General features: G+C 58.9%; 17 protein-coding genes and 1 pseudogene. 15 read left to right on the forward strand and 3 right to left on the reverse strand.

The window, feature by feature from the left end:
- The 10 genes from dapE to M7F93_RS07925 form a co-directional block, all read left to right on the forward strand.
- On the forward strand, positions 1-656 hold a 656-nt coding region (gene dapE / locus M7F93_RS07880), incomplete at its 5' end, for a succinyl-diaminopimelate desuccinylase (RefSeq protein ID WP_298171588.1).
- Positions 646-1,470, forward strand: a complete 825-nt coding sequence (locus tag M7F93_RS07885; protein WP_298171591.1) for an SPOR domain-containing protein — start codon at positions 646-648, stop codon at positions 1,468-1,470. The genes dapE and M7F93_RS07885, both read left to right, overlap by 11 nt.
- A gap of 12 nt (positions 1,471-1,482) precedes the next feature.
- Positions 1,483-2,445 carry a sulfotransferase family protein gene (locus M7F93_RS07890; protein ID WP_298171594.1) on the forward strand — a complete coding sequence of 321 codons (963 nt, stop codon included), beginning with the start codon at positions 1,483-1,485 and terminating at the stop codon, positions 2,443-2,445.
- Between the two features lie 96 nt (positions 2,446-2,541).
- On the forward strand, positions 2,542-4,953 hold the full coding sequence (gene ppsA, locus M7F93_RS07895; RefSeq protein WP_298171597.1) for a phosphoenolpyruvate synthase: 2,412 nt from the start codon (positions 2,542-2,544) through the stop codon (positions 4,951-4,953).
- Positions 4,950-6,485, forward strand: coding sequence for a 2,3-bisphosphoglycerate-independent phosphoglycerate mutase (gene gpmI, locus M7F93_RS07900; RefSeq protein WP_298171599.1), 1,536 nt, complete (start codon positions 4,950-4,952; stop codon positions 6,483-6,485). Before ppsA ends, gpmI begins: the two co-directional genes overlap by 4 nt.
- Complete coding sequence (locus M7F93_RS07905; protein ID WP_298171602.1) at positions 6,482-7,456, forward strand: 2-oxo acid dehydrogenase subunit E2; 975 nt, start codon at positions 6,482-6,484, stop codon at positions 7,454-7,456. The genes gpmI and M7F93_RS07905 overlap by 4 nt, the downstream gene beginning before the upstream one ends.
- 2 nt (positions 7,457-7,458) lie before the next feature.
- Positions 7,459-8,643, forward strand: coding sequence for an acetate/propionate family kinase (locus M7F93_RS07910; RefSeq protein ID WP_298171633.1), 1,185 nt, complete (start codon positions 7,459-7,461; stop codon positions 8,641-8,643).
- Positions 8,640-10,133: an MFS transporter gene (locus M7F93_RS07915; RefSeq protein ID WP_298171604.1), complete on the forward strand. Its 1,494-nt coding sequence runs from the start codon at positions 8,640-8,642 to the stop codon at positions 10,131-10,133. The genes M7F93_RS07910 and M7F93_RS07915 overlap by 4 nt, the downstream gene beginning before the upstream one ends.
- A 26-nt stretch (positions 10,134-10,159) precedes the next feature.
- Positions 10,160-11,083, forward strand: a complete 924-nt coding sequence (locus M7F93_RS07920) for a bifunctional enoyl-CoA hydratase/phosphate acetyltransferase (protein ID WP_298171607.1) — start codon at positions 10,160-10,162, stop codon at positions 11,081-11,083.
- Positions 11,080-12,039: a 1-phosphofructokinase family hexose kinase gene (locus tag M7F93_RS07925; RefSeq protein WP_298171610.1), complete on the forward strand. Its 960-nt coding sequence runs from the start codon at positions 11,080-11,082 to the stop codon at positions 12,037-12,039. The genes M7F93_RS07920 and M7F93_RS07925 overlap by 4 nt, the downstream gene beginning before the upstream one ends.
- A 145-nt stretch (positions 12,040-12,184) precedes the next feature.
- Here the strand turns inward: M7F93_RS07925 and M7F93_RS07930 are convergent, their stop codons facing one another.
- On the reverse strand, positions 12,185-13,903 hold the full coding sequence (locus M7F93_RS07930) for a 2-isopropylmalate synthase (protein ID WP_298171613.1): 1,719 nt from the start codon (positions 13,901-13,903) through the stop codon (positions 12,185-12,187).
- A gap of 141 nt (positions 13,904-14,044) precedes the next feature.
- On the opposite strand from M7F93_RS07930, the gene M7F93_RS07935 reads away from it, so the two are divergent.
- Complete coding sequence (locus M7F93_RS07935; RefSeq protein ID WP_298171616.1) at positions 14,045-14,530, forward strand: Lrp/AsnC family transcriptional regulator; 486 nt, start codon at positions 14,045-14,047, stop codon at positions 14,528-14,530.
- 38 nt (positions 14,531-14,568) lie between these two features.
- Here the strand turns inward: M7F93_RS07935 and M7F93_RS07940 are convergent, their stop codons facing one another.
- Both M7F93_RS07940 and M7F93_RS07945 read right to left on the reverse strand, forming a co-directional pair.
- Entirely contained in the window at positions 14,569-15,120 is a 552-nt protein-coding gene (locus M7F93_RS07940; protein WP_298171619.1) for a hypothetical protein, read from the reverse strand.
- A gap of 235 nt (positions 15,121-15,355) precedes the next feature.
- Positions 15,356-15,829: a MarR family winged helix-turn-helix transcriptional regulator gene (locus tag M7F93_RS07945; RefSeq protein WP_298171621.1), complete on the reverse strand. Its 474-nt coding sequence runs from the start codon at positions 15,827-15,829 to the stop codon at positions 15,356-15,358.
- 67 nt (positions 15,830-15,896) lie between these two features.
- Between M7F93_RS07945 and M7F93_RS07950 the strand changes: the two genes are divergently transcribed.
- The 4 genes and pseudogenes from M7F93_RS07950 to M7F93_RS07965 all read left to right on the forward strand — a co-directional run.
- On the forward strand, positions 15,897-16,376 hold the full coding sequence (locus M7F93_RS07950) for a carboxymuconolactone decarboxylase family protein (protein ID WP_298171624.1): 480 nt from the start codon (positions 15,897-15,899) through the stop codon (positions 16,374-16,376).
- A gap of 123 nt (positions 16,377-16,499) precedes the next feature.
- On the forward strand, positions 16,500-17,051 hold the full coding sequence (locus M7F93_RS07955; protein ID WP_298171627.1) for a MarR family winged helix-turn-helix transcriptional regulator: 552 nt from the start codon (positions 16,500-16,502) through the stop codon (positions 17,049-17,051).
- The gene (locus tag M7F93_RS07960) at positions 17,048-18,241 is read left to right on the forward strand and encodes a multidrug effflux MFS transporter (protein ID WP_298171630.1); all 1,194 of its coding nucleotides are present in this window, start codon (positions 17,048-17,050) and stop codon (positions 18,239-18,241) included. The genes M7F93_RS07955 and M7F93_RS07960 overlap by 4 nt, the downstream gene beginning before the upstream one ends.
- 103 nt (positions 18,242-18,344) lie before the next feature.
- Positions 18,345-18,569: pseudogene (locus tag M7F93_RS07965) on the forward strand (hypothetical protein); the annotation flags it as partial.

The raw sequence follows: 18,569 nt of genomic DNA on the forward strand, positions 1-18,569 counted from the left end.
CCTCTTCCGAAAACATGCTGGGCGATGTCATCAAAAATGGCCGGCGCGGGTCGCTGAACGGACGTCTGACCGTGCAGGGTATACAGGGTCATGTAGCCTACCCTGACAAAGCCGATAATCCCATCCATCGCGCTTTTCGCCCACTCGCGGACCTCGTGGATCAGGCTTGGGATGCGGGGAATGATTTTTTCCCGCCCACCCGTCTGCAGTTCTCCAATATCCATGCGGGTACCGGGGCTAACAACGTCATTCCCGGCCAGTTGCAGGCGGATTTTAATTTCCGTTTTTCCACGGAGTCCACGCCGGAATCTTTGCAGTCAGGGGTCCACAAAATTCTGGACGCCTCCGCCATGCGCTACACCATTGACTGGCAGTTGTCCGGTCCGCCCTTCTTTACTGCACCCGGTCCCCTGGTGGCCGCCACCCAAAAGGCCTTGCAAGCCGTAGAACAGCACGAAGCCCGGCTCTCTACCGGCGGCGGCACCTCGGACGGACGCTTCATCGCCCAGTTGGGGGGGCAAGTCGTAGAACTCGGACCCATCAATGCCACCATCCACAAGACCAACGAGTGCGTCGCCGTTGCCGATCTGGAACATTTGTCCCAGATCTATACGGAGATTATGATCAATCTGCTGGAGCCTGCGGATGGTCGTTAGGCGCGTACGGCATATCCTCTACACGGCGGCAGGCATGGGGATGGCACTGGTGGGCGGCTGTGCGGGGGTCTCGACACCACCCTCTGCCGCCGGCGCTTCGCCGTCTTCCTCTGCGGCCTGCGCTACTCCCGCCCCTGATCTGCGCGCTGCCTATAACCGTCCCTATCAGATTCATGGTCGCCACTACGCGCCACTGACCAGTTCCACGGGGTACACAGTGCGCGGTATGGCCTCCTGGTACGGCTGGGAGTCCGGTTCCACCACCGCCGTGGGCACCCCCTTCCGGCCCCGCGCCTTCAGTGCCGCCAGCAGGGATCTGCCATTACCCACCTGCGCCCGGGTCACCAACCTCAGCAACGGGCGCAGCATTGTCGTGCTGGTCAATGATCGCGGCCCCTTTGTGGATGGTCGGGTAATGGATCTCTCTTATGGAGCAGCCAACGCCCTGGGGATGGCCGGACAAGGGACCGCGCCGGTACAGATCGTCGCTCTGATGCCTGCTGCCACCCCTCCGGCAATCACAGCGAGGGGCACGGGTACGGTGGCATCCCTGCCCATGGCCCCGGAGATACCTGCGCCGTCACAAAGCTTCCTGCAAACCGGGGCTTTCAGTCGGGTCAACAACGCCACTCGCGAGCGTGACCGCCTGATCAAGGCGGGCATTCACGGCGTGCTTATCGTACCGGGACTGGTGCAAGGGCAGCCGTATTACAAGGTACAGATCGGTCCGCTGCCAGATGGCATCACCGCCGTCAAAGTCATTGCCGAACTCAGACAGATGGGCTTTCACGACTTTTATAGCGTGGAACAATAAAGGAACCGCATAATGTCCCAAGGTATATGGCCCAATTTCTATATCGTTGGTGCGGTAAAGAGCGGCACGACTTCGCTCTATGCCTACTTGCGGCAACATCCCCAGGTTTTTTTGCCGACGATGAAAGAACCGCATTTTTTCACCCGGCCCCATCCGTCTCCCGAACAGACCCATCTGATTCAGTACGTAGCCAATGTCGAGCAATATCAGCACCTCTACCGGGGTGCGATTCAGTTTCCCCGCATCGGGGATGCCAGCCCTTCTTATCTCTGGTGCGAAGAGGCCCCGGAGCGTATCCATGCCGTGCAGCCGGATGCACGGATCATTGTCATCCTGCGCGACCCGGTACAGCGGGCCTACGCCCAATACCTCATGGATTTCAATGAAGGTGTCCTTGATCTGCCGTTTATGGAAGCGTTACAGCGGGACTGGACCCGTCCCGACAAAGGCTGGGGCATCTCCCAACTCTATGTGGAACTCGGGCGCTATACGGCGCAGATCATCCGCTATCAGCAGCGTTTTGGTGCCGACCATGTGCACGTTTGCCTCCTGGAAGATCTCAAAAAAAACCCGCTGGCGGTGCTGGAGGGCATTGCCGATTTTCTGGACATTGATCGTGCGGCCATGCGCGCCATTGACTTGGGAACGGCCCACAACGCGCACCGTCTGCCGCGCGGGAACTGGGCCAGGCGCCTTGCCAGCGGACGTATGAGCCGTTTTATCGGCGAGCATCTTTTCCCGCATAGCTGGGGCGAATATATCTGGCGTCACTTTTTCCTGCGCGCCGGTCGCAAGCCACCCATGGACAGCGCAGCGCGCCGTTTTCTGCAAGAACTTTATGCCCCGGAAATCGAACGCCTGGAACATTTGCTGAATCGACCTCTGCCCGAGTTGCGGGTATCGTGGAAGGCCTTCGAACCGACAAAGGACACCAAAGCATCCGCCCTGCCCCAGAAGCCATCCGGCAACATCTGAGCCCTCGCTCAGAGCTGCCAAGGCTTGCCGGTCCCCGACATGTCTACTATGTTTAATTGAGAGGTGGTAATCGGATTTACAGCAGAGGAGAGGGTCATGTCTGGTCGCTATATTCGGTTTTTCAAAGACATCCGTATAGAGGACGTGCCTCTGGTAGGCGGCAAAAATGCCTCGTTGGGAGAAATGTACCGGGAACTGAGTCCACAGGGCGTAAAGGTTCCCAATGGTTTTGCCATCACCGGTGAGGCCTATCGTTACCTGCTCGATCAGGCCGGCGCCTGGTCGGCGTTGCGTAATGCGCTGGATGGGTTAGACCCGACCAACGTCACCGATCTGGCCAGACGCGGCGCGCGGGCACGCGAAATCATCTACAGCGCGCCGTTACCCGCAGACTTACAGGCAGAGATTCTGACGGCTTATGCCGAACTGCGTAAGGAATATGGCGAAGCACTGTCGGTAGCGGTCCGTTCCTCGGCAACCGCCGAAGACTTGCCCACTGCCAGTTTTGCCGGTCAGCAGGATACCTATCTCAATATTTCCGGCGAAACCACTCTGCTCGATGCCTGCCACCGCTGTTTTGCCAGTCTGTTCACCGACCGCGCCATTCACTATCGGGTTGATCAGGGCTTTGATCATTTCAAGGTTGCCCTTTCCATCGGGATCATGAAGATGGTGCGTTCGGACAAAGCGACCAGCGGCGTGATGTTTTCTCTGGATACCGAAACGGGCTTCCGCGACGTGGTATTCATCACCGCATCCTGGGGGCTGGGCGAGAATGTGGTGCAGGGTACCGTGGACCCCGACGAATTCTATGTCTTCAAACCGGCTTTTCTGCGTGGCAAAAAAACCGTGTTGCGGCGGGTGCTGGGCAGCAAGAAAATCAAAATGATCTATACCGAAGGGGACACTAGGCACAGCACCCGCAATGTCGCCACCCAGCGCCATGAACAGGACAGCTTCTGCCTCAGCGACGCGGACGTGCTGACTCTCGCCGATTACGCCATCAAGGTCGAACAGCATTACAGCCGGAAAATGCAGGAAAGCCGACCTATGGACATGGAGTGGGCAAAAGATGGCACCGACGGCCAGCTTTACATGGTCCAGGCGCGACCAGAAACCGTGGCCTCGCAGAAACAGGGTCAAGTGCTCGAAGAGTACATCCTTGACGGTCAGGGCACCGTACTGGTGCAGGGGCGCGCCATCGGCAGCAAGATTGCTTCCGGTCCGGTGCATATTATCAGCGATGTGAAACATCTGGCGGAGTTCAAGCCCGGGGAGATTCTGGTGGCGGAAACCACCACCCCCGACTGGGAGCCCGTCATGAAAGAGGCGGCCGCCATCGTCACCAATCGCGGCGGACGCACCTGCCATGCCGCCATTATCGCCCGGGAACTGGGCATCCCTGCCGTCGTCGGCTGTGATCACGCGACCACCGCGTTACAGGATGGCGACAGTGTGACCATATCCTGTGCCAGTGGCGATATCGGCAGCGTCTACGCCGGTGCCCTGCCCTTCATGGTCCGCCATACCGATCTGGCCACCCTGCCCCGTCCGCAGACGCAGATCATGATCAACCTCGGCAATCCGGAAATCGCTTTTCAGACGTGCATGTTACCCAACGATGGCATTGGCCTGGCGCGGATGGAGTTCATCATCAACAGCGCCATCAAGGCCCATCCCATGGCGCTGCTGCATCCGGAAAAGGTCGCGGATGCCCATGAGCGCAAAGCATTGGCCGCACTGACCCAGGGCTACGCCCAGCCCGCCGATTTCTTTGTGGAACGCTTGTCGGAAGGCATCGGAACCATCGCGGCCGCATTTTATCCGAAGCCGGTGGTCGTGCGCATGTCCGACTTCAAAAGCAACGAATATGCCGCACTGTTGGGGGGACGCTGGTTTGAGCCGGAAGAAGATAACCCGATGCTCGGCTTCCGCGGTGCCTCGCGCTACGCACACCCGGCTTATGCCGAAGGGTTCCGCCTGGAATGTCTGGCCATGAAGCGGGTCCGCGAAGAGATGGGGCTGGATAACATCATCCTCATGCTGCCCTTTGTGCGCCGAGTGCAAGAAGCGGACGACGTGCTGGCGAAGATGGCGGAGTTCGGCCTGCGCCGTGGCGAAAATGGCTTGCAGGTTTATGCCATGTGCGAAATCCCCAACAATGTCATTCTGATCGATCAATTTGCCAAACGCTTTGACGGTTTTTCTATTGGCAGCAATGATCTCACCCAGCTCACCCTGGGCGTCGATCGCGACTCGGCCATTGTCGCTTTCGACTATGATGAACGGGACGATGGCGTCAAAGAGATGATCCGCCTCGCGGTGGAGGGCTGCGCTCGTAATGGCATCCACTCCGGGCTTTGCGGACAGGCACCTTCGGACTACCCGGAAATGGCGGAGTTTCTGGTGCAGATCGGTATTCAGTCCATGAGCCTGAACCCGGATACGGTGCTGGCCACCACCTTGCATGTATTGGACGTAGAGAAAAAGCGGAGCGGAGAGGTATGAAGGTCAACCCGGTATTGCTGGTGATCTTTGATGGTTTCGGTCTTAACCCGAATCGTGCCTTTAACGGTTGGGCACAGGCACAGACGCCGCATCTCGATCATTACTTTGCCAGTTTTCCCCATACCGCCCTGCAGGCTTCGGGGCGGGCGGTGGGCTTGCCGGACGGGCAATTCGGCAATTCGGAGGTGGGTCACCTCACCCTGGGCTCGGGGCGGATTCTCCTGCAGGATCTGGTGCGCATTTCCGATAGCCTGACGGACAGCAGTTTTGCGCAGATTCCGGCCTGGCAGAATATACTCAGGGACACCAGACGCCTGCATCTGGTGGGCATGGTCTCCGATGGTGGCGTGCACTCCCATATCGAGCATTTGCTGGGCATCCTGCCGCTGGTGGCGGCGGCGGGTGTGGAGCCGGTAGTGCATATGATTACCGACGGGCGTGACACGGCGCCGCAGTGCGCTGACCTCTATGCCCGTCAGGTGGAGGCAACCCTGCACCAACTGGAGAAGGGCCGCATTGCCACCATCTGCGGGCGCTATACGGCCATGGACCGCGCCGGATATTGGGACAGGACGGAAAAGGCCTGGGCCGCCCTGCTGCGCGGGGAAGGGCTCACTGCGGACAGTGCTGAGGCCGCCATCCACAGTGCCTGGAAGCGCGGTGAGGGGGATGAGTTCATTCCGCCCACCATCATCGGCGATCCGCAACAAAACCGCATAGCACCCGATGAGCCGGTCTTCTTCTTTAACTTCCGTTCGGATCGCATGCGTCAGTTGAGTGCGGCCGTCGCCATGCCCGACTTCAAGCACTTCGACCGGCAGGGCGAGGCCGCCAGACGTGCCCTGTGCATGACCTCCTACAACGACGAGTATCCCTTTCCAGTCCTTTTCCCCCCCGAAATTCCCGACAGGGTCCTGGCCGAAGTGGTCAGCGACGCCGGTCTGAAGCAGTTCCACTGCGCCGAGACCGAGAAATATGCCCACGTGACCTATTTTTTCAATGGCGGGCGGGAAGACCCCTTTCCGGGGGAAGATCGCGAGATCATCCCCTCACCACAGGTGGCCACCTATGACCTGAAGCCAGAGATGAGCGCGCCTCAGGTGGCGGACCGGATCATCGCAGCACTGGAGAGTGGTGACTACGCCTTTGTCCTGGTGAACTTTGCCAATGGCGATATGGTCGGTCATACCGCCAAAATCCCCGCCATCCTGCGCGCGGTGGAGACCCTCGACCTGCAGTTTCACCGGGTGCTGCAGGTGGCGCAGCGGCAGGGCTTCAAGGTGATTCTCACCGCCGATCATGGCAATTGCGACGAAATGGTGGACCCGGTAAGCGGCGAGCCCCATACCCAGCACACGGTGTATCCGGTGCCTATGCTGCTGATTGGCGAACCGGACGCACATCTGGGTATTGGTCGTGGTACCGCCGACATCGCCCCCACCATCCTGGAGCTCATGGGTCTGCCGCAGCCCAACGCCATGACCGGACACAGCATCCTCCTCAAACATGGCATCCAAGGAGAAAGCACATGAAAACAGAAATCACCATGCCGGTGTTGTCCGACACCATGCAGACCGGACGCCTCACCCGCTGGAACAAGGCCGTCGGTGAAACGGTCAAGAAAGGCGAAGCCGTTGCCGAGGTCGAAACAGATAAAGCGATTCTGGATGTGGAAGCCTTTGCCGATGGTTATCTGGCAGGACCTCTGGTCGCAGTGGATACGGACATTCCGGTGCGGCAGGCTATTGGCTATATTGTTGATACCCAGGAGGCCACCCAAGCCAGCAATGGTACCATTCACGCAGTCCAGGTGCCGGCCAGCGCCCTGGCGCCCGAAGATACCGATCTACACATGGGTCCGCCCTACACCATTGAGCGACCCGGCATGCTCCGGGCCGCAGTGGCCCACAATATGTCGGCGACCCTCGACACTCCCACCTTCCTCATCAGCAGCCGTTTTGTCATGGCGCCCCTACACACTGCCGCCAGACAGGTGGGCCTCAGTCTGACTCTCGCCCTGACCCGCGCCTGCGCCCTGACCGTCGCCGAAGATCCCTGGTTTAACCATGTCTGGACCCGACAGGGGTTGGCCAGGCGCAGTCGGGTGGATGTAGGCGTTGCGGTGGATTCAGGAGGCGGCCTGATTACCCCCGTTTTGCGCGATGCGGCCGTCCGTCCACTCAAAGAGCTTGCCGAAGACTGGCGAATAATGCTGGGCAAGATCAAAAGAGGCCGGATTTATCCAGAAGATTATCAGGGCGCCAGCTTCTACCTCTCCAATCTCGGGGTTTTCCCGGAAGTGGAGCGTTTCAATGCCATCGTGCCAGTGGGTGCCTCCGCCATACTTGCCGTGGCTGCCGCGGGCAGTGATGGACGTACGGACTTTACCCTGAGCTGCGATCATCGGGTGATTTTTGGCGCGGACGCTGCGCGTTTCCTGCAACGTCTTGGTAAACGGCTGGAGGACCTGTGCTGGTTAGCCGCTGATGAAAGACGCCTGTGAGCATGGCGGCAACCCGACATATTCTCTGCCTCAACAGCGGTTCATCCTCCATCAAGTTCGCGGTTTTTGCGCTGGGGGCTGAGGGAGAAGAGAAACTCGCGGAAGGCGCCGCCGAGCGTATCGGGCAGAGTGTAGGGCGTTTGTGGCTGCAACAGGGAGAAGAGCGGGCCATTGACCGGCAGCTGGCCATGCCCCAGCAGCAGGAGGCACTGAAGGTCGTTTTTGCCGTCCTGGCGGAAGTACAGTGTGCAACGCCGGATGGCGTCGGCCACCGCATTGTCTCCGGCGGACCGCATCATCAGGCGCATTGCCTGGTGGATGCCCGGATTCTCAACGATCTGCGCGCCGCCCTGCGTTTTGCCCCTTTACATCTCCCCGCAGAAATCGCCGCCATTGAGGCCGTACAGGCGGTGTGGCCCCATATTCCGCAGGTCGCCTGCTTCGATACGGCTTTTCACCAGACCATCCCGGAAATAGCCAGCCGCCTGCCCCTGCCGCGCAATCTCTGGCAGGAAGGGGTCCATAAGTATGGTTTTCATGGTCTCTCTTACGAATATATCGTCAGTCGGCTCCCCAATCACGCCACCGGCAAGACCATCATCGCTCACCTCGGCAATGGCGCGAGCATGGCGGCGGTACATAACGGGCAATGCCGCGACACCACCATGGGCCTCACCCCCACCGGCGGACTGGTCATGGGCACGCGCAGCGGCGATCTCGACCCCGGCGTCCTGCTCTATCTGCTGGAAGAAAAGGGCTACAATGCGGCGCAACTGGAGCGCGTCCTCAATCATTTATCCGGCTTGCTCGGTATTTCTGCCTGCAGCGGCGACATGCAGACTCTGCTGAAGCTGCGCGGTGGCGATCCCCATGCGGCACAGGCCATCGACATATTCGCTTATAGTGCGCGCAAGGCCATCGGCAGCCTGATGGCGGTGCTGGGTGGACTGGATCGCCTCGTTTTTACCGGGGGCATCGGCGAACACGCGGCCGCAGTCCGCTGGGCTATTTGCCGCCCCCTGCTGGGACTGGGTCTGGAAATAGACCCGGTCGCCAACGAAGGCCCCGGATCACGCATTTCAGTGCCAAACAGCCCCGTCGAAATCCTTGTCATCCCCACCAATGAAGATCTGATGATCGCCCGACACAGCCACCGACTCTTACCTAGGCAGGAGCAGCATCGTTGAAATCTGGTACAACCCACCACCCTGCAACCCCAAAGGCGCTCCTCCACCCGGTCCACCCCGATCATGCCAGCATGACCCGGATTCTCGACGAAAGCCCCATGCTGCCCTTTCATTATCGTATCTGGGCGCTGTCCACCGGCGGCACCCTACTCAGTGGCGTCTCCATGTTCCTGCTCGGCGTCACGCTCCCCCTGATCATTCCCATATTTGCCATGCCAGCCACCAGCGTCGGCCTGGCGGCGGGCATGCTCATGGGCGGAACGGTGATCGGCGCGCTGGCCGGCGGGCATCTGGCCGATCACTTCGGACGCAAGCCCATTATGATCATGGATATGGTACTGCTCATCATCGCGGCCCTATTGACCGCGCTGGCGCCCAGTGGCACGGTCCTCATCAGTGCTGAACTGCTGGTTGGCGTTGGTATTGGCATGGATTTCCCCGTGGGGAGTAGTTATCTAGCGGAATTCATGCCACAGGGTCGGCGCGGACGCATGATGGCCGCCTCCATCGCCGTGCAGTCCATCGGCATGCTGATGGGTGCCGGTTTCGCTCTGATCCTTTTGCAAAGTGCCCATCCCGGAGGTAATACCTGGCGCTGGTTGCTGGCCGGCGAAGCGTTGCTGGTACTTCCTTACCTGCTTGGCCGTCTGACGCTCCCGGAAAGTGTGCGCTGGTGTATAGCGCATGGTCGCAACGCCCAGGCCGTACATATTCTGGAGCACTTCGCACCCCAGCAAAAAGAGCTGCTCGTCACCATGGCCAAACATCTGGGCCGGAAAATCCACCATGTCGCGAAGATCCAGCCGGGCCGACACATGGGTATTGCCACGCTTTTTTCCCCGGAGTACCGGCGCCGTACCTTCCTGGTCACCATGCCCTGGTTTTTCATGGATATATCTACCTATGGCGTCGGTCTGTTCACGACCATTCTGCTCGGTACCATGCGCGGCGGCGGAACCGGCAGCATCCACATCATCGGCCAGGACTTCGCTAACGCCCTGGATAGCGGTAAGGTCGATATTTTTCTCTTGCTGGGTTCGCTGCTTTCCCTCTGGGCCGTGCCCCGTCTGGGGAGGATTCACATGCAGATTATCGGCTTCACCGGTATGATACTGGGGATGGGCTTACTCTATTTTGCCAGCGGCATGCGCGGAGATACGAGCACCCATCTGCCCCTCGTCCTGATCGGCTTTATGACCTTCAATCTCTTTATGACGGCAGGACCCAACGCCACCACCTTTATTTTGCCTACGGAAATGTATCCAACCCAGGTGCGCGCCTTCAGTGCCGGATTCGCGGCCGCCGTGGCCAAAATCGGGGCCACCGTCAGTGTGTTTTTGCTACCCCTCATTCAGTCTGCCCTGGGCGTCGCCGCGGTGCTGGCGCTCATGGTCGGGGTCAGCCTGCTCGGATTGTTCACCACGTATACTTTCCGCGTCCAGGGCCACGGTCTGACGCTGGAAGAACACCACAGCCCCGCCCTGCCGTAAAACGGGCTATTGAACGAGGATCATCCATGCCCTACGCCCACTTTGATGCCCTGTTGGCTGCTGTCGCCCCTCTGGAAGACATCCCCGTGGCCGTGGTAGATGCTGCCGAAGAACACGTTCTGCGCGGTGCCTGCGAAGCCAAAACCCAGAGCATCGTCGAGCCCATTCTCATCGGCGATGAACACAAAATTCGCAGCCTGCTGCTCAAATTGGGGCATGATCCCGGCAGTTGCCCTAATTTTCGCATCATCCACGTCGACAGTGCCGAAGCTGCCGCTGAAAAGGGCGTCGAACTGGTGCTCTCCGGAGAGGCCAAAGCGCTGATGAAGGGGCACCTGCATAGCGACGCCTTCCTCCATCCCATCCTCGCCAGGCTGCGCACGGATCGGCGTCTTTCCCATGTCTTTGTTGCGGATATCAAGACTTATCCGAAACTCCTGCTCATCACCGATGCCGCCATCAATATCGCACCGGACCTGACCACCAAGGCGGCCATCCTGCAAAATGCCATTGATCTGGCACGGATTCTGGATGTCACACAACCCAAAGCCGCCATTCTCTCGGCGGTCGAAGTGGTCAATCCTGCTATTGTCTCGACCGTAGATGCCGCCTGCCTGTCGAAAATGGCGGAACGCGGGCAGATTACCGGCGCGCTGGTGGATGGCCCCCTTGCCTTCGATAATGCCATCTCCAGGGAGTCGGCGGAAATCAAGGGCATCCACAGTGCCGTGGCTGGGGACGCCGATATTCTGCTGGTGCCCGATCTGGTGTCCGGCAATATCCTCGCCAAAGATCTGGAATATCTGGCCGGGGCAACGCTGGCAGGGATCGTGATGGGCGCCAGGGTGCCGGTTATTCTCACCTCCCGTGCTGATCCCGCCCGCGCCCGCCTAGTTTCCGCCGGACTGGCGGCGTTGGTGCACTATCATCGTCTCAAGATGCTGCCATGACCGAAAAAAACGCCCACCGCCCGCCCATCGCCACCCTCACCCTCAACCCGGCCGTAGACATCGCCTACGAGGTGGCGCACCTGATTGCGGATCAGAAAAGTCATGCCACATCCACCCGCTACGATCCCGGCGGTAACGGCATCAATGTCGCCCGTGCCCTCAAGGAGTTGCTGGTCTACGCCCACAGTTGCTGTATCGTGGCTGGCAATATCGGCGAACTGCTACAAAAGCTGTTACAGCATCAACTGGATGATCCGCACTGCGTGCATGTAGAGGGGGAAACCCGCGTTAATGCTACTATTTTGCAGGGTGATCCCGCCGTCCAGTTCGAAATCACGGGCATCGGGCCGCGGGTTTCAGAACTCATTCTCGCCGAAGTCCGGGAAGCCTTTCTGGACCTGTGCAAAGGCGGTTTTGCGATACTCACAGGTTCCGTCTCCCTTGGCGTGGATGAGCATTTCTATGGAGACATGGTCGATCGCGTCCGCGCCGTCGGTGGACAATCCATTGTCGATGCCCATGGCGCCCTCCTGCAACACGCCCTTCCCCATAAACCTTTCCTTATTAAACCTAACCGCTATGAGCTGTCCCTGCTGCGCCAGCGCGAGTTGCCCACACTGGAAGAGGTGGCGAAGGAGGCCCGCGCCATACAGCGAGAAGGGGTACAGTATGTTTGTGTATCCCTGGGGGGCGACGGTGCGCTGCTGGTGGGGCCTGATGGCAGCTATTTCGCCAAGGCACCCCCCGTTCCAGTGAAGTCGACAGTCGGCTCAGGAGACTCCATGGTCGCGGGCCTCGTCGCCGCGCTGGTCCACGGCCAAAGCCCGGCAGAAGCCCTGCGTCTGGGCGTCGCCTGCGGCAGCGGCACGGCCGCCAGGCCAGGTACCGAGATATTTTCCCATAATGACCTGGATGAACTGCTGCGGGTGACAGAAGCGCAGGTGCTGGATATTTGAGGGCATCCATGATGGACAACACAGATGACCGGAACCGCGTTTTACAGACAAGTCGGCGAAACCTGCACTGACTTCACACTTGGTGTGACCAGGACCAATGCGCCGGAACATGTTAGGCCCCATCCCCATTGTCATTCACGGACGATTAGCCGTCGATAAGCACTGGGCAGGAAATGGCGTCGGCAAGCGGAACCACGTTTTTTGCAACGGACCGACCAATAGCACTGAGCACCGCCTGCAAAGCGGCCTCGGTGGTATCCTCACCAAAAGCCACTGCGGATGCCGCCGCATGCCCATGGTCCACACTGACCCGGGCGCAAGCCATGGCGCGGGCGCCGGTACCGCTACCGAGGGCATGCTGGTCGAACTGTTCCACCTCGGCACGTACACCCAAACTCTGCATCAGTGCATCGACCAAGGCCCCTACGGCGCCGCTCCCCTTGCCCTGCATAATATGCGGCCGTGCCTCCGGACCAACAACGACGATCGCTGCGACCTGCTCCCCTTCCCGGCTGAGACGATAGCGGCGCAGGTGCCAGTCCTCCGCGGGATGGCAGTAATGACGCCGGAACAGGGCATAAATCTGCGCTGAACTGACCTCACCCGTCTCCTGTTCGGAAGCCGCCTGCACCACCACGCTGAAGTCCTGCGCCAACCAGCGCGGCAAGGAAATGCCGTGGTCGCGCTCCAGCACATGGGCGACACCGCCCTTCCCGGACTGGCTGTTGATGCGCACCACCTCTTCGTACTTGCGCCCCAAATCGGTAGGATCGACGGGCAGATAGGGCACCTCCCACACGGCGTCTTCCCGTCCTCGCCGATGTTGCATGCCCTTGCGGATGGCGTCCTGATGACTGCCGGAAAACGCCGTGTAGACCAGTTCGCCAAACCAGGGATGGCGCGGCGGCACGACCATGCCCGTACACGCGGTATAGATCTCCGCGATTTCCGTGCCCACGGACATATCCAGTTGCGGATCAATGCCCTGAGAGTAGAGATTCATGGCCATGGTGAGAATGTCCATGTTGCCGGTGCGCTCGCCGTTGCCGAAGAGGGTGCCCTCCACCCGGTCGGCCCCCGCCAACACCGCCAGTTCCGCCGCCGCCACCGCGCAGCCGCGGTCATTGTGGGTGTGGACGCTGATCTGCACGTGCTCACGCCCGCGCAAATGGTCGCAGAACCATTCAATCTGGTCCGCAAAGACGTTGGGCATGGACGACTCGACGGTGGCGGGCAGATTGAGGATCACCGCCTGCCCCTGGTCGGGCCGCCAGACCCCGTTGACCGCCTCGCAGATCTCCACCGCATAATCCGGCTCGGTGGTGCTGAAGCTCTCCGGTGAATACTGAAAGACCCATTCCGTTTCCGGATAGCGTGCGGCTCCGGCCTTCACCCACTCCGCGCCCCGCACGGCAATGGCCTGGATGCCCTCCCGATCCAGGCCGAACACCTGCGCGCGCTGGGCGGGGTTGGTGGAGTTGTAGACATGGACAATCGCCCGCCGCACCCCTTTCAGCGCCTCGAAAGTGCGGTCAATCAGGGCTTCCCGCGCCTGAGTGAGCACCTGGATGGTCACCTGCTCGGGGATACGCCCTTCTTCAATGATACGCCGCACAAAGTCGAAGTCGGGCTGGGAGGCGGCGGGAAAACCCACCTCGATCTCCCGAAAGCCCATACGCACGAGCAAATCGAACATCCGGAGCTTTTGCTCGACGCTCATGGGGGAGACCAGCGCCTGATTGCCATCGCGCAGATCGACGCTGGTCCAGACGGGCGCGTGGTGCATACGGCGATTAGGCCAGCGCCGGTCCGGTTTGTGAACGGGCGCGAAGGCGCGGTAACGGCGGTGGTTGAAAGTCCCCATGGTCCAATCTCCTGCGGCAAGTGACGATGGGCGCAGTATAGGGAAGAAGTCGCGGCAGGTGCTTGCGAATTGGGGCCATAAAAGCGACTATGTCGCATGATTATTGCGCACCAACACCCATTAACGGAGTAATATTGTGCTATGAAGTCGAAAGCCCCTGCCAGAGAGTTAGATCGCTACGACCGCCGCATTCTGGAGGAGCTACAGCGCGACGGCGGACTCAGCAATCAGCGTCTCGCCGAGCGCATCGCTTTGTCCCCCTCCCCCTGCCTGCGCCGGGTGCAGGCTCTGGAAGAAGCCGGAATCATCCGCAAACGTGTGGCCCTGCTGGATCCGCAGCGTCTGGGCCTGGCGCTGATGGTGCTGATGCACATCAGCATGGACCGCCATACCCCCGAGCGTTTCGAGCATTTTGAGGCGGAAATCAGTCGCTCGCCGGAGGTCCTGGAGTGCTACCTCATCACCGGCCATGACGCGGATTACCAGATCAAGGTCGCCGTGCGCGATATGGCGCATTTTCAGGAATTTTTACTCCATCGCCTGACGCGCATCGAGGGGGTGACCGGCGTGCATTCCAGCTTTGTGCTGCGCAGGGTGGTGGATACGACGGAGTTGCCGGTGTATTGATCACCGTGGTGGGTCCCAGGCCCGCCACTCGCGCCAGATCATGGGATTCTGTTGGTACTGCGAGTGGAATCACTCTGTAATTGCCTTCCCATAGGGACGTATATACATACTCCATCTGATTTCAGATGATGGGCTGAATCTGGTAGATTGCCGGAAATCGCCACCCAACGTTCCATTGGAGTCCGATCAAGTCCTATTGCGCATAGATGCTGCACCTGAAACCCAAAGGCTCTTAATACGTCACCACTTTCATTGCTAATTAACAAACGATGATCATTTGTGACATTTGCGAACAGATCGACCCCTCTATAAATATTCCTGTGCCAATTTGTAATCATGGGTTGCCATTTTGCAAAATTGCCACCGCCATTATGGCGATAATCCATGCTTTCAAGAACCCCTTCACTGGCAATAGTGTGAACAGCGAGGTAAGTTGGCGCAGAAAGTATTCCTTCGGATAATTTAAATCGTTGGGATGTGAGAAACCCCCTAACAGAAATTAACGCAGGCAACTTTTCGTCGCTGTAAAACGCATTCCACCCATCCTCTGCAGCCGGGTCGGTAAAACTGCATTCAACTGTGTAAATCATATGCACCTCGTTTAGCGGCATTTTCGTCGATTGGGGCAAATTAAATGAGATTCGTCCCGCCGTCCATCAGCTCGGCCAGAATCACTGTCTTGCCTGGAAAGTATTGATAGAGCGATGTTGATGAGGGCGCTTGCGGGTTCGAATAGCATAGTTCAAATACGAGTAGAAAATGTGAGTATCTGCTCGCAAAATATTTCCTGTCAATTGACTGGCAGTGCGCAAGCAAGTTAGGCAACTATCGTGGAGCTGACGTGGCAACGCGAACCAGCCATTTTCGAAGCGCCGATTCTTCTTCTCGGGAAAGCCCATCGGCCATATGGCGCTCAATACCCTGCACCCGCTCACGGCAGGTCGCCAATAACGACTTACCTGTCTCGCTGAGATCAATCTGCTGGATACGGCCATGGTAATGATGCGGCTGGCGCACGATGGCCCCGGCGCGTTCCAGATTGGCGACAATGGTGCTGACCGTTTGCGGAGTGAGGAGAGCCAGCCGCGCCAGATCGGCATTGGAAATGCCGGGATAGGCGGCCAGCATGGTGAGCACGGAAAATTGTGGAGGCGTTACACGCAGGTCGGCGAGCGCCAGTTCCACCCGGTGCCGGTATGCCCCCGCAGCCTGCCGTAGCAGGTAGCCCAGATAACCATTTTCCCCGCGTTTGCCCTCGCCTACTTGAGGGATGAGGGGTTTTGGCGCTGCGTCGTCCATGTTGTAAGCACTCTGATATGTTGTTAGAGTTCTGATACTACCTGAGTCGCCTCATAAGGAACAAGCCATGTCCACGGAGCATGCCCGCATTGATTATCTCTCCTTCACCAAGACCGCGCCCGAAGCGTACGCCGCACTACTGGCGATAGGGAAAGCGGTCGATGATTCCGGCCTTGAAAAAACCCTGACGGAACTCATCAAGGTGCGGGTATCGCAAGTCAACGGCTGTGCGTTCTGTATCCAGTACCACCTGAACGTCGCCCGTCAAATCGGTGTGGAACCGGTCAAGCTGGATCTGGTCGCGGGCTGGAGGGATGCCGGTATTTTTTCTGCACGGGAGCAGGCCGCTTTGGCGTGGGCGGAATGCCTGACGGCGCTCGCGACCCAGGGGGCGCCCGACGCCGTCTATGAGGCATTGCAGTCTCAGTTCACGGAAACAGAAGTGACGTTCCTGACGGTGGCCATCGGCGCCATCAATCACTGGAATCGACTGGGTGTTGGTCTGCGATTTTCGCCGCCGCCCCCTCGCACGGGGAGTCACGTATGATTCCAGCGCAGAATAGTGTACAAAATGACACGAAGAAAAACCCAGCCGCCAGCACCACTTGCCAACGGTCCACCACAGAACTATCTTAGCATTAAGATAGTTCCACCAAGGATGGCCGCCCCGATGAAACCCCCAATACCCAAGGACCATGTAGACCTCCTTCTCGACCAGTGGGCCAGGGAGCGGCCCGATCTGGACGTCAGTTCCATGGGCGTTTTCGGACGCATGGGACGGCTACTCAAGCACCTGGAAAAAGCGCGGAGTGAAGCACTCTCTCCTTTCGGCTTCAATGAGGGAGAGTTTGATGTGCTGGCGACACTGCGTCGCTCCGGTTCGCCCTATACGCTGTCGCCAACGCAGCTTTATCGGTCATTGATGCTCACATCCGGGGCTATCACCAATCGCCTTACACGCCTGGAGTCGGCCGGATGGATCGAGCGAGTTGTCAACCCAGCCGATGGCCGGGGGCTCTCGGTTCACCTGAGCGCGAACGGCCTGGCAGTCACTGAGGCAGCCGTTGCCATCCATGTCGCGACGCAGGAGATGGTGCTTGGTGGCCTCAGCGACGGAGACAGGCAACATTTGGCCCGTCTTCTGAAGGCGGTCCTGCTCAGCCTGCCGGGCGAAGCCATTTCCGACGTGGAATTCGCAGCCCGTGAACCGGAGTCACCATGATCGGCACGTCAAAACGATCTGAAAACTTTACCATATTTATGGCAGCCTTTATCAACAGTCTTGGCGGCATTGGCATCGACCTCTATGCGCCGAGTATTCCGGCCATAGGACGCGCACTGCACACCTCCCAAGCTGTCATGCTGAGCACGATTACCGTGTTCCTCGTCGCCTATGCGCTAGGTCAACTGTTCTTTGGCTTGTTTTCCGACACCAAAGGACGTAAACCAGCAGTGCTGACGGGCCTGTTCGCCTTTATCGTGGGCAGCGTGCTCGCTACCCAGGCGCACCATATTGAGACCTTGATGATTGCCAGGGCACTTCAAGGTTTCGCGATCGGTTCTTGTCAGGTGGTCGCCCGCGCCATGTTGGTGGACAACTTCAAGGGCGATCGTTTTCGCGTGGCTATTATTTACCTCAGCCTGGCTTTTGGGTTAGGCCCTGTCATTGCGCCGTATATTGGTGGACTGGTCGAAGATTCTGTAGGCTGGCGTTGGAACTTCGCCATTTACTGCGTCTACGGGTTTACCGTGCTGTTATTTGTGCTGTTCGGTATGCGCGAATCTCTCGACGTCAGCAAACGGCAAACGCCCAGATATGCGCTCCTGGGATATGGAGAAATTCTCTCCAGCAGGGAGTTCCTCCTGTCCGTCATCCTACTTGGCGGGAGTTTTTCGGCGTTTTTGATGTGGAATATCATTGGTCCTTATCTCATCCAGGTAAAACTCGGTCATAGCGCCTCCTTTTTCGGTACCACCGCGCTTATCTGCGGGACAAGCTATCTGCTGGGAACCTTGATCAACAGGGTGGTAGCTCCTCGTTTCAAAAGTATGCCCATCATGAAGTCCGGTATTCTCCTATTTTTCCTCGGTGTCGTTTGCATGATAGCCAGCGGTTCTGGCGTGCAGATTTATCTCATCATGGCGGGCGTTATTTTGGTCGCCTTTGCGCAAGGCTTCATCTTTCCCAATGCCATGGCGCGATCTATGGGTATATTCGCCCACCGGGCCAGCGTGGCCGCCAGTTTGCAAGGCTTCCTGATGTTGGTGATCGGGTCGATCTCCTCGGGATTGGCAAGCCTTGTGCGGATCGACTCCGGGTTTCAGATCGCGGCGATATTTGGGTGCCTGCTGGGCATCGAAGTTTTGGCATTGCGGCTCTTGAATAATCCCCGCATGACAGCCCTTTCCTGAAGTCTCGCCGCGAGAGCGGCAACACCGCAAAAGACCAGCCTGTGCAAAGATAGTTCACCACACGGTGAACCATCACGTTCCATCCGGCAGATACACTGCCGTCATGTCCTCACCTACTCCTACACCATCGGCCTGCCAGAGCAACGCCGAAAACGATCGTACCCTTGTGCTGAGCCGCTTCTGGCTCAGTACTGCGCTGCTCACCGCCACGGTCATGCAAGTGCTAGACATCACCATCGTGAGCGTGGCGCTGCCCTATATGGCGGGCAGTTTATCGGCGAACGAAACCCAGATCAGTTGGGTGGTGACCAGTTATCTGGTGGCCGCC

This window comes from Acidithiobacillus sp., assembly GCF_027322205.1.
Taxonomy (GTDB): domain Bacteria; phylum Pseudomonadota; class Gammaproteobacteria; order Acidithiobacillales; family Acidithiobacillaceae; genus Acidithiobacillus.